Annotated in this window: 12 protein-coding genes; 6 read left to right on the top strand and 6 right to left on the bottom strand. The window is 74.3% G+C overall.

The annotated features are described in order from the left end of the window. Positions 1 to 124 precede the first annotated feature (124 nt). From ACFVVL_RS26140 to ACFVVL_RS26155, 4 genes are all read right to left on the bottom strand, one after another. Complete coding sequence (locus ACFVVL_RS26140) at positions 125 to 856, bottom strand: leucine-rich repeat domain-containing protein (protein WP_387679229.1); 732 nt, start codon at positions 854 to 856, stop codon at positions 125 to 127. A gap of 61 nt (positions 857 to 917) precedes the next feature. Continuing rightward, a complete protein-coding gene (locus tag ACFVVL_RS26145) occupies positions 918 to 2,255 on the bottom strand; it encodes a hypothetical protein (RefSeq protein ID WP_387679232.1) in 1,338 nt (445 codons plus the stop codon). A gap of 230 nt (positions 2,256 to 2,485) precedes the next feature. After that, positions 2,486 to 3,898, bottom strand: a complete 1,413-nt coding sequence (gene lpdA, locus ACFVVL_RS26150; protein WP_387679235.1) for a dihydrolipoyl dehydrogenase — start codon at positions 3,896 to 3,898, stop codon at positions 2,486 to 2,488. Positions 3,899 to 4,083: 185 nt separating this feature from the next. Continuing rightward, complete coding sequence (locus ACFVVL_RS26155) at positions 4,084 to 5,574, bottom strand: M28 family metallopeptidase (protein ID WP_380292621.1); 1,491 nt, start codon at positions 5,572 to 5,574, stop codon at positions 4,084 to 4,086. Between the two features lie 229 nt (positions 5,575 to 5,803). On the opposite strand from ACFVVL_RS26155, the gene ACFVVL_RS26160 reads away from it, so the two are divergent. The 4 genes from ACFVVL_RS26160 (at position 5,804) to ACFVVL_RS26175 (ending at position 8,543) form a co-directional block, all read left to right on the top strand. Continuing rightward, positions 5,804 to 5,983 (top strand): antitoxin, encoded by a 180-nt coding sequence (locus ACFVVL_RS26160; RefSeq protein WP_380292594.1) that lies wholly within the window; start codon positions 5,804 to 5,806, stop codon positions 5,981 to 5,983. Positions 5,984 to 6,210: 227 nt separating this feature from the next. Beyond that, a complete protein-coding gene (locus ACFVVL_RS26165) occupies positions 6,211 to 6,696 on the top strand; it encodes a cation:proton antiporter regulatory subunit (RefSeq protein WP_380292596.1) in 486 nt (161 codons plus the stop codon). Positions 6,697 to 6,703: 7 nt separating this feature from the next. After that, a complete protein-coding gene (locus tag ACFVVL_RS26170) occupies positions 6,704 to 7,987 on the top strand; it encodes a cation:proton antiporter (RefSeq protein WP_380292598.1) in 1,284 nt (427 codons plus the stop codon). A 367-nt stretch (positions 7,988 to 8,354) separates the two neighbouring features. Further along, the gene (locus ACFVVL_RS26175) at positions 8,355 to 8,543 is read left to right on the top strand and encodes a hypothetical protein (protein ID WP_387679239.1); all 189 of its coding nucleotides are present in this window, start codon (positions 8,355 to 8,357) and stop codon (positions 8,541 to 8,543) included. A 117-nt stretch (positions 8,544 to 8,660) separates the two neighbouring features. Here the strand turns inward: ACFVVL_RS26175 and ACFVVL_RS26180 are convergent, their stop codons facing one another. Then, positions 8,661 to 9,113: a hypothetical protein gene (locus ACFVVL_RS26180; protein ID WP_387679242.1), complete on the bottom strand. Its 453-nt coding sequence runs from the start codon at positions 9,111 to 9,113 to the stop codon at positions 8,661 to 8,663. Between the two features lie 119 nt (positions 9,114 to 9,232). Then, positions 9,233 to 10,594, bottom strand: a complete 1,362-nt coding sequence (locus ACFVVL_RS26185) for an MATE family efflux transporter (protein ID WP_387679245.1) — start codon at positions 10,592 to 10,594, stop codon at positions 9,233 to 9,235. Between the two features lie 257 nt (positions 10,595 to 10,851). On the opposite strand from ACFVVL_RS26185, the gene ACFVVL_RS26190 reads away from it, so the two are divergent. Together ACFVVL_RS26190 and ACFVVL_RS26195 are read left to right on the top strand one after the other, a co-directional pair. Then, positions 10,852 to 11,406 (top strand): PadR family transcriptional regulator, encoded by a 555-nt coding sequence (locus tag ACFVVL_RS26190; RefSeq protein WP_380292602.1) that lies wholly within the window; start codon positions 10,852 to 10,854, stop codon positions 11,404 to 11,406. 320 nt (positions 11,407 to 11,726) lie between these two features. After that, complete coding sequence (locus ACFVVL_RS26195; RefSeq protein ID WP_387679415.1) at positions 11,727 to 12,554, top strand: class I SAM-dependent methyltransferase; 828 nt, start codon at positions 11,727 to 11,729, stop codon at positions 12,552 to 12,554. Positions 12,555 to 12,913: the final 359 nt, after the last annotated feature.

Genomic DNA, 12,913 nt, shown 5'->3' on the forward strand with positions numbered 1-12,913 from the left:
CGGGACTCTCTCCGGCGTCGTCGTGAGGACGGCTGCGGCGCGCTTCATGGGAACGACGCTAGCACCGGAGCACCCGGCCGGACGAGCGGTTTTCGCCGCGCGCCGCGCGCCGCCCGCAGCGGCCTCAGTGCAGGACGTGGCAGCCGCGGGCCGCCAGCGCCGCCAGCAGCGCGGGGGCCGGTTCCACCGCGTTCCACCGCAGGTCGAGCTTCTCCAGCGCGGGCAGCGCGGCCGGGTCCGCCAGCCAGTCCGGCAGCCCGGTGATCCGGTTGCCGCGCAGGTCGAGCCGGCGCAGCCGCGGCAGCCCGGCCAGCGCCGCCGGCACCTCGGTCAGCGCGTTCTCCCGCAGTTCCAGCTCGCGCAGTTCGGCGAGGCCCGCGAAGGAGTCCGGCAGGGCGGTCAACGCGTTGCCGCGCAGCCAGAGTTCGCGCAGCGCGGGCAGGGCGCCGAGCGAGCCGGGCAGCGCGGTGAGGCGGTTGTGCTGGGCGCGGAGTTCCACCAGTGCGGTCATCGCGCCGAGGGCGTCGGGGAGTTCGGCGAGCCGGTTCTCGCCGATGTTGAGGTAGCGCAGCGCGGTGAGCCGGCCGAGGGCGTCGGGCAGCGCGGTGAGCGCGTTGTCGTGCAGGTAGAGGAAGTCGGTGAGGCCCGCCAGATCGCCGATCTCCTCCGGCACCCCGGCGATCCGGTTGTGTCCGAGGTCGAGGGTGCGCAGCCGGCGCAACCGGCCGATGGCGGGCGGGACTTCGGTGATGCCGGTCTCGGCGAGGATGAGCACCGTCAGGTCGGTGCGCTCCCAGACCTCGCCGGGGACGGAGCCGAGTCGCCGGCGCCAGAGGTTGAGGGTGCTGTCGGTCATCCGGTCATCCTGCCGCACCCGGCCCGCACGGGGCGGGCCGGGTGCGGTCACCGGCCGGCGGTCAGGGGTGCAGGACGCGGGAGGGGGCGGCGGCGTTGTCGGCGGCGGCCTGGCTGCGGGTCGCCGGGGTCACGCAGACGTCGTCGCCCGGCCAGCCCTCGCGCCACACGTAGCCGTTGACGCAGGTGTGCGGGCCGTAGGGGCCGGAGACCCAGCGGCTGAAGCGGGCCGCGTTGTCGGCGGCGGCCTGGCTGCGGGTCGCCGGCGTCACGCAGGTGTAGTCGCGGTTGTCGCCGTCCCGCCAGACGTAGCCGGCGGTACAGGTGTTGGGCCCGTAGACGGCCGCCGACGTGGCCGAGTAGACGGTGACGTTGGCGGTGGCGCCGTTGACCGAGGTCGTGATCGAGTCGCCGTTGGCGTTCAGCGAGGTGACGGGCAGCCGGGCGCCGCCGTCCAGGGTCCGCTGGAGGTAGGGCGTGCCGTTGACGATCTCGTGGATCAGGACGACGTCGTTCGGGATGCCCGCGGAGTAGCCGAGCTTCCGGGTGAACTCCACGGTGTAGTAGTGGAACGGGTCGGTTCCGATCGGCACCCGCAGCAGTTGCGGGTGGGTGCCGTCGTCGCTCTGGAAGGACGTGAGGGTGTAGCTGCTCCAGCCGGCCGGGGCGACCGCCACCCGGCTGTGGTCCACCCAGCCGAGCTTGTCGAGGTGGTAGGCGGCCAGGCCGGCCGGCTTGGCGTTGCCGTAGGTGCCGCCGGTGCCGGAGCTGTAGACGTTGGCGGCGCTCATCTCGTCCCACGGGTCGTCGTACTCGCCCGGCTGCGACCACGGGGCGTTGCGGTAGCCGGTGTCGTTGGAGAAGGAGTGCCCGAGCCCGTAGCCGTGCAGCATCTCGTGGGCGACGGAGACCGAGCCGAGGCCGCTGCCGTCCAGGTAGACCGCGCCGTTGGCGCCCCACCAGTCGATGCCGACGTTGGTGACGACGACGGTGCGGTGCCCGGCCGGGACGGTGTAGCCGCCGGCGCGCGCGGCGGCGACGCAGTCCTGGAAGCGGGTCCAGCGGTCGCGGCCCTGCTCCTGGGCGAGGGTGTAGGGCAGGGTGTACCAGCCGGCGGTGTTGGAGTTGCGGATCTGCACGGCGCCGGCCGAGACGCTGTTGAAGTAGTCGTACATGCCGCCGGTGCCGGCGCCGGAGTCGGTGAAGAAGTTCCGCAGCCAGGCGGCGGTGTGCGGTTCGGAGGTGTTGTCGGAGACCTTGCACATGAGGACCGACCAGCCGGTGTAGCCGCGGACCTGCACGGCCCCGGCGCCCTGCGGGAGGCCGAGCAGCAACAGCAGGACGGCGGCCAGCAGGGCCGTCGCCCTGGCGCCGGTCCGGCGCGTTCGATGGGTGCGCATGTAGGAGTTCCCCCCTCGTCCCGGTGTTCCGGGGCCTGCCCCCGGACGGGTCAGGCGCCCGTACCCAGGCAACGATGAGCAATAAACCCGCTACAGACAAAGGCAGTTGGTGAGGAGGCCGAGTCCGGGCGACGGTTCGTGGACCGGCGAGTGGGACGGTGACGGGACGGGCCCGTCCGGCGGGGTCGGTCCCCCGCCGGACGGGCCCGGCGCGACGGAAGGGTGCGCGCTCACATGTTGATCATGTGGCCGGCCAGACCGTGGATCGCCTCCTTGACCGCCTCGCCCAGGGTCGGGTGGGCGTGGACGTTGCGGGCGACCTCGTGCACGGTGAGGTCCCACTGCTGGGCCAGCGTCAGCTCCGGCAGCAGCTCGGTGACCTCGGGCCCGATCAGGTGGGCGCCGAGCAGCTCGCCGTGGGTGTTGTCGCAGATGACCTTGACGAAGCCGGTCGGGTGGCCGAGGCCGTGTGCCTTGCCGTTGGCGGTGAACGGGAACTTGGCGACCTTCACGTCGTGGCCGAGGTCGCGGGCCTGCGCCTCGGTGTAGCCGAAGCTCGCGATCTGCGGCTGGCAGTAGGTGGCGCGCGGGATCATCGCGAAGTCCACCTCCATGGTCTCCGCGTCGCCGATGGTCTCGGCGGCGATCACGGCCATCGCCTCGGCGGCGTGCGCCAGCATCAGCTTCGCGGTGACGTCGCCGATGGCGAAGATGTGCGGGACGTTGGTCCGGCCGCGGCCGTCGACCGCGATGGCGCCGCGCTCGGTCAGCTTGACCCCGGTGTTCTCCAGGCCGTAGCCGTGCACGCGCGGGGCGAAGCCGATCGCCTGGAGCACCTTGTCGGCCTCCAGGACCTGCTGCTGCCCGTCCTTGGCGGTGACGGTGACCTTGACCTTGGCGGCCGGGTCCTTGTCGTCGATCGAGTCGACCCGGGTCGAGGTGAGCACCTGGATGCCGAGCTTGCGGTACTGCTTGGCCAGCTCGGCGGAGACCTCGGCGTCCTCCAGCGGCACCATCCGGTCGAGGAACTCCACGATGGTGACCTGCACGCCGTAGTTGTGCAGCACGTAGGCGAACTCGACGCCGATCGCGCCGGCGCCGGCGATGATGATGCTGCCGGGCAGTTCCTCGGTGAGGATCTGCTCCTCGTAGGTGACCACGCGGTCGCTCAGGCTGGTGCCGGGCAGCAGCCGGGTGGTGGCACCGGCGGCGATGATGCAGTGGTCGAAGGTGACGACCTCGAAGCCGCCGCCGTTGAGGGCGACCTGAAGGGTGCGGTCGTCGACGAAGGTGCCGCGGCCGTCGTACTCCGTGATGCCGTTCTTCTTCATCAGGTAGTGGACGCCCTTGACGCGGCCGTCGGCGACGGTGCGGCTGCGCTTGAACGCCTCGCTGTAGTCGAAGGTGACCTGGCCCTCGACCTTGATGCCGAAGGTCTTGGCCTCCTTGGTGACGATGTGCGCGAGCTCGGCGTTGCGCAGCAGCGCCTTGGAGGGGATGCAGCCGACGTTCAGGCAGACGCCGCCCCAGTACTTCGACTCGACGACGGCGACCTTCAGGCCGAGCTGGGCGGAGCGGACGGCCGCGGTGTAGCCGCCGGGGCCGGCGCCGAGGACGACGACGTCGTAGTGCGTGCTGCTCATGGTGCTGACTCCTCCGAGGGTGTCACGGTGTCGTGATCTCGGTGCCATGGTGTCAGGCCACCGCCCGGCGCACCCATCGGACCCCCGCCGTCGGACCCCCGACCGGGTTGCCGGCCCGGCACCCCGTCCGCCGTGCGGAGCACGGTCGGTGCGGGGCGCCGGGCCGGGTGTCCCGGAGGGGCGTGTCAGGCCTCGGTGCCGTGCGCGTGGCCCTCCTGGAGGGTGCCGCCCTCGGTGCGCTGCGCGGCGACGGGGGCGTGCAGCGAGGAGAGGTCCCAGGCGTAGGTGCCCACCGAGTCCGCGATGACGTCGATGTTGACGTCGAAGGCCCTCATGTCCAGGTTCCGCAGGTCGTCGCAGGCCTTGTGGTAGCAGGGGTCGAAGGCCTGGCCGGCGGTGCCGCCGTAGGTGGCGGCCTGGGCGGCGGTCTTGATCACCTCGGCGCCGGTGTCGGTGCCGCCGGCCGGGATGCCCGCGTCGATGAACGGACCGTAGTCGGAGCGGCCGGTGAAGTCGGTGCCCTCGTGCGGCAGGCCGCGGCGGTCGAGGTAGTCGGTGATGTGCCGCTCCAGCTGGGCGGAGCCGTCCGGGCCGGGGCCGGAGCCGACGTGGTCGGAGTCGTCGCCGTCGTAGACGAACTGCGCCGAGTTGGGCGAGGCGATCATGTCGAAGTTCAGGTAGAGCTTGATCTTCTGCCGCTCGGCCTCGGAGAGCGACTTCACGTACGCCGCGGAGCCGCGCAGGCCGAACTCCTCGGCGGACCACCAGGCGAACCGGACCTTGTTCTTCACCGGCCGGTTGCCGAGGTTCTTGGCGACCTCCAGGATGCCGGCCGAGCCGGAGCCGTTGTCGTTGATGCCGGGGCCGGCCAGCACCGAGTCGAGGTGCGAGCCGATCACGACGGTGTTCGCCGGGTCTCCGCCGCGGGTCTCGGCGATCACGTTCCAGGTGGTGCGCTTCTCCATGTGGGTGCGGATGTCCAGGGCCACGGTGACCGGCCCGGCGGCCGCCCGGGCGGCGAGCGCCTGTCCGGCGGCCTGGGAGATGCCGCCGACCGGGATCCGGCCGAGGTCGGGCTCGCCGAGGGTGCCGTTGAGGTCCCCCTCGACGTTGTTGTAGATCACCGCGCCGAGGGCGCCCGCGTCCGCCGCCGCGGCCTGCTTGACCGCGAAGCCGCAGCCGCCGCGCCGGATCAGCGCGATCCGGCCGGTGACGGCGCCACCGGCGTAGTCGGCCGCCTCGCAGCCGGTGGTGGCGTCCACCGGGACGACCGCGAGCGCGGCGGTCAGGCCGCCGTCCGGGCCCCCGACGGAGTAGGTCATCGCCTTGATCGCGATGTCCTCGGCCTGCGGGGAGACCACCGAGAACCGCTCGGACAGCTCCTGGAAGAACGTGTACTCGAACTCCTGCTTGGACACCTTGAGCCCGGCCCGGCGGGCCTGCTCGTAGACGTAGCGGGCGGACTGGTCGTGGCCGGCCGAGCCGGCCACCCGGTTGCCGCCGTTGCGGCGGGCGATCCGCTGGAGCGCCTCCAGGGTGTCGTGGGCGCCGTCGGCGGTGCTCTCCTGCGCCAAACGGGTGGCGAGCTTCGCGCCCTTGCGCCCCGGGTCCGGGTCGGCGGCGGCACTGCCGGTGCCGACCAGCAGCAGCGGGGTCACCAGCGCGGCCACCGCCAGCGCGGCGCCCGCCGTCCGGCGGGCGGGGGCGGTGCGGGCGCGGCGGGTGGCGGCCGGGCGACCGGTCCGAGCGTTCAAGGCTTGTCCTTCCGACGGTCCGTGGGACTCCCGATTTGACATGTTCCTCGACGCCTTGCCAACCCCGGCGCGGAAGCTGACCGGATGCGGACACCCCGGGGTGCGGCGATGCTGGGAGTAGTGGGGCCGTCTCATCCGGGAGTGTGACCACATGTCCATGTTCGACAAGCTCAAGAGCATGCTCAAGGGCCATGAGGACCAGGCCGAGAAGGGCGTCGACAAGGCCGGCGACATGGTCGACGAACGTACGCAGGGCAAGTACAGCAGCCAGGTCGACACGGGCCAGGAGAAGCTCAAGGACCAGCTGCGCGACGACCGCCCGCCGCAGTAGTCCTCGTCCCCGCCAGGGCCGCCCTGCGGCCCGCCGCCCCGGTTCGTGTGCGCGCTTCCCCGCGCGCACACGACCGGGGCACTATTTTTGGACTTTACATACTCATTACTATTAGTCCGGTTGCGCGTTCGCGTGTCACACGCGGTCAGGCGCCGGCGTCCCCCGTTCCGGCGCGCCCGCGTCGCGCGCGGCCGCCCGCGAGACCCCCTGACGAGAGGACAGCCGCCGTGTCGATCGCCCGTGTCCGGACCACCCAGCTCCCCGGTGTCGGCGTCCAGTACGACCTCACCACCCGAGAACAGCGACACCTGTCCGTGATCGCCCACCGGGACGGCTCACGCAGTCTCAACGTCTACCGCTCGGACGACCCCGACGCCTGCTCCCAGGCCTTCCGGCTGACCGCGGAGGAGTCCACCGCGCTGGTCGACGCCCTGACCCCGGCTCACCACAACCCGGCGATGCTGCACACCACCGACCTCGGCCTGGTCGCCGAGCGGCTCCCGGTCGACGGCGCCTCGTACTGGAACGGGCGGCTGCTCGGCGAGACGAAGATGCGCACCGAGACCGGCGCCTCGATCGTCGCCGTGCTGCGGCGCACCGGCGCCGTCCCCTCCCCCGCGCCGGACTTCCGGCTGGCGGGCGGCGACACGCTGATCGTGATCGGCACCCGCGAGGGTGTGGACGCGGCGGCGGCGATCCTGGAGCGGGGGTGATCGGGGGGTGCACACCGCCACCGTCTTCATCGAGCTCGGCTCGGTCATCCTCGTCCTCGGACTGCTCGGCCGGATCGCCGGCCGCTACGGCTTCTCCCCGATCCCGCTCTACCTGCTCGGCGGGCTCGCCTTCGGCACCGGCGGCCTGCTGCCGCTGAGCGCCAGCGAGGAGTTCGTGGCGACCGGCGCCGAGATCGGCGTCGTCCTGCTGCTGCTGATGCTGGGTCTGGAGTACACCGCCGCCGACCTGGTCACCAACCTCAAGGCCCAGTACCCGGCCGGCGCGGTCGACTTCCTGCTCAACGCGGTACCCGGCGCCGTCGCCGCCCTGCTGCTCGGCTGGGGCCCGGTGGCCGCCGTGGTGCTCGCCGGCGTCACCTGGATCTCTTCCTCGGGCGTCATCGCCAAGGTGCTCGGCGACCTCGGCCGGCTCGGCAACCGGGAGACCCCGGTGATCCTCAGCATCCTGGTGCTGGAGGACCTCGCGATGGCGGTCTACCTGCCGATCCTGACCGCCCTGCTGGCCGGTGCCGGCCTGCTCGCGGGTTCGATCACGCTGGCCATCGCGCTCGCCACCGCCGGGGCGGTGCTCTTCATCGCGCTCCGTTACGGCCGGCTGATCTCGAAGTTCGTCTCCCACGACGACCCGGAGAAGCTGCTGCTGGTGGTGCTCGGGCTGACCCTGCTGGTCGCGGGCATCGCCCAGCAGCTCCAGGTGTCGGCGGCGGTCGGGGCCTTCCTGGTGGGCATCGCGCTCTCCGGCGAGGCCGCCGAGGGCGCGCACACCCTGCTCAGCCCGCTGCGGGACCTCTTCGCGGCGGTGTTCTTCGTCTTCTTCGGCCTCAGCACCGATCCGACCAGCATCCCGCCGGTGCTGCTGCCGGCCCTGCTGCTGGCCGTGGTCACCGCGCTCACCAAGGTCGCGACCGGCTACTGGGCGGCCCGCCGCGCCGGGATCGCCGCCCGCGGCCGGTGGCGGGCCGGCGGGGCACTGGTGTCGCGCGGCGAGTTCTCCATCGTCATCGCCGGACTCGCCGTCACCGCCGGCATCGAACCGGGCCTCGGCCCGCTGGCCACCGCGTACGTGCTGATCCTGGTGGTCACCGGCCCGCTCGCCGCCCGCTACACCCAGCCCGCGGTGGAACGCCTGGGCGCCGTGTTCTCCCGGCGCCGCCCCTGGACGCCCGAGGCGCGCATCCCCGCGCAGGGCGCGGCGGTGGACGGCGCGGAACCGGTGGAGGATCCGCTGGACGCGCAGTCCGGTCAGCCGCTCGACGGCCTGTCGCGCTGACTCTTTCCCGAACGGCGCCCCCTCGCGCCGGCTCGTCACCCTGCCCCGGGGCGGGTCACCTCCGGTGGTCCGCCCAGGGGCTCTTCTCGTTCCCGGGTTCCGCGGCTCCGGGTTCCACGGCTCCGGGTTCCGCAGGTACGGATTCCGCAGGTACGGGTTCCGCGGCTCCGGGTTCCGCAGGTGCGGCCGTCCGCCCGCCGCCGTCGCCGCAGTGCTCGCAGGGGCCGGGGCCGGACCGCTCGCGCAGCTTCCCGCACGCGTCGCACACCCGGTCCAGCCAGCAGGCCGCCTCGCCGCCCTCGTCCATGGGCCGATTGTGCCCGCCGGGCCGCCCCGGACGCGAGGAGCCGGTGTCCACTTCCTGGTGGTGGACGCTCCCGGGCTGCAGCAGACGGCGATGAACACCGGGCCCGCGATCGGCGTCGCCCCCGCCGGCCCCCCGACCGCCGGTCACACCCCGCTCGGCGCCCTCCCGTCCGCCCTCGCCGTCCTGGCCGCCACCGCCGCCGCCGGTGCGCTCCTCGCCACCCGGCTCCCGGCGGCGCGCACGGCGTGACCCGGGCCGGTGGATCAGCCGTTCGGCCGCGGCCGAACGTGTTCGGCCGGGCCGCGTTGCCGCGGCCCGGCCGAGCGCCTTCGACGGGTCGTCCTGCTGGTCGCCGGAGGCGACGACTCAGCCGGCCTGCCCCTCGGATCCACCGGGGGTCGGCAGGTGCGGCTCTGCCCCGAGGGCGGACCAGCCGGAGGCTGCCCCCGTGCCGGAGGGGTCGGCGGCGGACGGGCCGGTGGCGGACGGGCCGGTGCCCGAGGCGAAAGCAGCCCAGTTCGGGTCCGCGGCGGCGGCCCAGTTCGGGTCCGCCGCGGGGGCCGACCAGGCCGGGTCCGCACCGGCGGCGGACCAGCCGGAGTCCGCGCCGGGGGCGGTCCAGGCCGGGTCCGCACCGGCGGGGGTCCAATCGGCGCCCTCGCCGAAGGCCAGCCAGTTCGGGTCCACGGCGGCGGGCGCGGCCTCGGCGCCGGTACCGGCGGCGGGCGGGTCGACGTCCGGGTCGGCAGCACCGGCGGCACCGGCACCGGCCAGGCACAGGACCGCGGCAGCGGCGGCCACGCAGAGCAGTCGTTTCATGGGGGTACCTCCTCGGTAGGGGTGGAACTCCGCCAACAGTTCCCGTACGACCCACCCCGGTAACCGGCTGTTCGCAGGAACACGCCCCTCCCGCGTCCACCCGCTCCCCGCGCGGCGGATCAGCGGCGCGCACGCAGGAGGCGGCGGGCCCGCCCGACCGGCTCGGCGTGCCGCAGGCCCGGCTCCCCCGCCACGGCGAGCGGTTGCGGGCGGGGCAGGAGGAGGCGGAGCAGGGCGAGTTGGACGAGGGCGCCGATCGTCATCCCGGCCCAGAGCCCGTGGACGCCGAGCGGACCCGCCAGGGCGGCGCCCGAGCCCAGCTGGGCGGCGAGGCCGAGCAGCACGGCGAATACCAGCGGGCGGCCGGCGCCCGCCGCCTGGTGGACGCCGCCGAGGGCGACCACCAGCGCGTAGGGCAGCAGGTAGAGGCCCGCCATCCGCAGGAAGCCGACCGCCTGGCCGGCCACCGCGGGATCGTCGGTGAACACCGCCACGACCGGCACCGCGGCGGCCGCGCAGAGCACGGCGGCGCCCGCGCCGAGGGCGGCGGCCAGCTCGGCGGTGTCACGGCCGAGGGCGCGCACGGCCGCGGCGGAGCCGGCCCCGGCCAGCCGGGCGGCCTCGATGGCGGCGGCCTGCCGCACGGCGTAGAAGGCCATGGTGACGACCAGCAGCACGCGGTAGCCGACCCCGTACCCGGCGACGGCGGACACCCCGAAGGAGGAGACCAGGGCGAGCTGCGCCGTGCCGACGCCCATCCGCGCGGTGAAGTCCAGGCCGAACGGCGCACCGGCGGCGGTGACCGCGCGGGCCTCGGAGAGCAGTCCGCCGGTCGGTACCGGCAGCCGGTGGCAGCGCCGGAGCAGCAGGGTGACCGCGAGGGCGACGGCCCGGGAGAGGGCCGGCGCGAGCGCGGCGCCGCTCATGCCGAGCGCGGGCAACGGGCCCGGCCCGAGGATCAGCAGCGGGTCCAGGAGGAGCAGCAGGCCGCTGGAGAGCAGCGCCATGCGCATCGGCGTCCGGGTGTCGCCGGCGCCCTTGAACAGCTCGTCGGCGACGCGCTGGGCGAAGAACAGCGGGAAGGCCGGGAAGGCCACGGCGAACCAGGCGGCGGCGAGGGCCGCGGCCTCGCCGTCCAGGAAGGCCCCGGCGAGCGGTTCGCGGAGCAGGAAGCCGGGGACGGCGAGCGCGAGGCCGCCCAGCGCGCAGAGCCGCCAGGCGGCGCGGGCGACACGCCCGGCCGCGGCCCGGTCGCCCGCGCCGTGGGCCCGCGCGAGCCGCACAGTCGTCCCCGAGGCGACCACCAGGACCAGGCCGAGCAGCAGGTTCTCCACGGTGGCGGCCAGGGTGACGGCGGCGACGGCGGGCCCGCCGAGTCCGGCCACCCAGAAGGTGCCGACCACCGAGGCGACCACCCCCGACAGCAGCTCGGCGTAGACCGGTCCCGCCAGTGCGACGAGCCTCGGCAGGTGCCCCCGCATGCTTCCCCCCCGATGTTCCTGGTGTTCCTGGTGTTCCTGGTGTTCCTCGTGTTCCGGGCATCGCGGAGGCCCCCGTTGCCTGCGCGGCCCGGCCGTGCAGCGGCCCGGCGAGTGACCTCGAATCGGCCTCGAATAGAGATACATCGAATCGATGCACCTCGACAAGAGGTAGCATGAACGCCGCACGAGGGCGCGCGCCGACGCGAACGCGCTCGCCGGTTCGGACGAAACGCCCCGACGACGGAAAGGCCTCGACCGTGCTGACGCTCGCGATCCTCGGGTTCCTGTACGACGAACCGCTGCACGGCTACCAGCTGAAGTCCCGGATCACCGGCCTGACCGGCCACGTCCGGCCGGTCAGCGACGGCGCGCTCTACCCGGCCATCACCCGCCTGGAGAAGGCCGGACTGCTGCGACGGCGCAGCGAGCCCGGCAGCGGAGCCGTGCCCCGGCAGGTGCTGGAGCTGACCGCGGCCGGGCGCGCCGAGCTGGAGCGCCGGCTGGCCGATCCGGAGGAGACCGAGATCTCCGACCAGATCCGCTTCTTCACCGTGGCGGCCTTCCTGGACCGGCTGGACGACCCGGCCCGGCAGGCCGCGGTGCTGCGGCGGCGGCTCGCCTTCCTGGAGGCGCCGAGCAGCTTCTTCTACGACGCCGACGGCCGGCCGGTCACCGCCGAGCGGGAGCGCAACCCGTTCCGGCGCGGCATGCTGCTGGTCGCCCGCGCCTCCGGGGCGGCCGAGCGGGCGTGGCTGGCCGAGACGATCGCCGACCTCGACGGCCGGGGCCCGGCCGGGGAGCCGCACGCCTGACCGGCCGAATGCCTGAACCGGGCGGACGCCGGGTTCCGGAGGGGTCCCGGCGGGGTGCGGCGTGACTATGATGAGCCGCCACCCACCCCGGCCGGCCCGTCCGGCCCGTCCGGCACCACGGCACCGCCGCGCGTGACCAGGACGCGGGCCCGCGCCCGCTCCGTCCCGTCCCGAGGGAGACCGCCGTGCCCAGTGCCGAGACCGCCGCCTCCGGCGCCTCCGGTCAGTCCGCCCCCGTCCGGTCCGCAGCCGCGCCGGGCACACCCCGGCCGAACGCACCCCGGCCGGACGCGCCCGGCCCTGCCGCGCACCCGGAGTCCATCCCCGGCTGGTTCTTCCGGCTCGACCAGGAGGCCTTCCGGCACCTGCTCACCGCCCAGAGCGCGGCCGGGCTCACCGGCGACATCCTCGAACTCGGCAGCTACCTGGGCCGCAGCGCCGTCCTGCTCGGCGACCACCTGGGGCCGGGCGAGCGGCTGACGGTCTGCGACCTGTTCGATTCCGAGGCGGACGACGCCGACAACGACGCCGAGATGGCGATGTCCTACCGGTCCTCGCTGACCCGGCGCGGGTTCGAGGCCAACTACCTGGCGTTCCACCCGGAGCTGCCGACGATCGTGCAGGCGCCGACCTCCGTGCTGGCCGACGGGCGCATCCCGGCCGGCAGCTGCCGGTTCGTGCACGTCGACGCCTCCCACCTCTACGAGCACGTGACCGGGGACATCGAGGTGGCGCGCCTGGCGCTGGCCGAGGGCGGGCTGGTGGCGCTGGACGACTACCGCTCGGAGCACACGCCGGGCGTGTCGGCCGCGGTCTGGCAGGCGGTGTTCACCGGAGGGCTGCATCCGGTGCTGCTGACGCCGATGAAGTTCTACGGGACGTGGGGCGATCCGGAGCCGGTCCGCGAGGCCCTGCTGACCCGGGACTGGCGGGCCGAGGGGTTCACCGTCGACGAGGACGCCATCGCGGGCCGGCGGGTGCTGCGGCTGAACAACGCCGTGCGGCCGGCCGCGGAGCGTTCGGGCTCGCGCCGGCTGCTGCTGGACCTGCTGCCGCCCGCGGCCACCCGCGCCGTCCGGCGGGGGCTGCGCACGCTCCGGGAGCGGCGTGCGGAGCGCCCCGGCGGGGCGGGCCGGCGGGGCCGGTAGGCCGTCGGCCGTGGTCCGCCGGCCGTGCGCTGACGGACCACCACCGCCCGCGGGTCCCGGCCCGGCGGCGGCGCCCGTCCCGATGGTGGTCATTCCGCTGCTGGTCGTCGGCGCGCACGCCACGGACGGCCGGACCGGGTCGGCCGGGGCCCCTGGCCGCGTCGTTCGACGGGGTGGTGCCGCTGCGGGTCGGTCTGCTCTCGCGGTGACGGGCGGGGCGCTGCTGTATCCGCCAGGTGGGCGCGTTGATGGTGGCGGTGCCGACCGTGACGGTGTGGTGGCGGATCGCGCTGCGCAGCACGGTGGGCCGGGGACCTGGTGCCGGCGCTCGGCGGGGTCTGCGCGCTGGTGGTCGCGCT

The sequence above is a fragment of the Kitasatospora sp. NPDC058115 genome (assembly GCF_042884635.1).
Taxonomy (GTDB): domain Bacteria; phylum Actinomycetota; class Actinomycetes; order Streptomycetales; family Streptomycetaceae; genus Kitasatospora.

Coding starts and splice junctions, on each gene's coding strand:
- ACFVVL_RS26140 (WP_387679229.1), bottom strand. CDS start 856: ATGACCGACAGCACCCTCAACCTCTGGCGCCGGCGACTCGGCTCCGTC.
- ACFVVL_RS26145 (WP_387679232.1), bottom strand. CDS start 2,255: ATGCGCACCCATCGAACGCGCCGGACCGGCGCCAGGGCGACGGCCCTG.
- lpdA (WP_387679235.1), bottom strand. CDS start 3,898: ATGAGCAGCACGCACTACGACGTCGTCGTCCTCGGCGCCGGCCCCGGC.
- ACFVVL_RS26160 (WP_380292594.1), top strand. CDS start 5,804: ATGTCCATGTTCGACAAGCTCAAGAGCATGCTCAAGGGCCATGAGGAC.
- ACFVVL_RS26180 (WP_387679242.1), bottom strand. CDS start 9,113: ATGAAACGACTGCTCTGCGTGGCCGCCGCTGCCGCGGTCCTGTGCCTG.
- ACFVVL_RS26185 (WP_387679245.1), bottom strand. CDS start 10,594: ATGCGGGGGCACCTGCCGAGGCTCGTCGCACTGGCGGGACCGGTCTAC.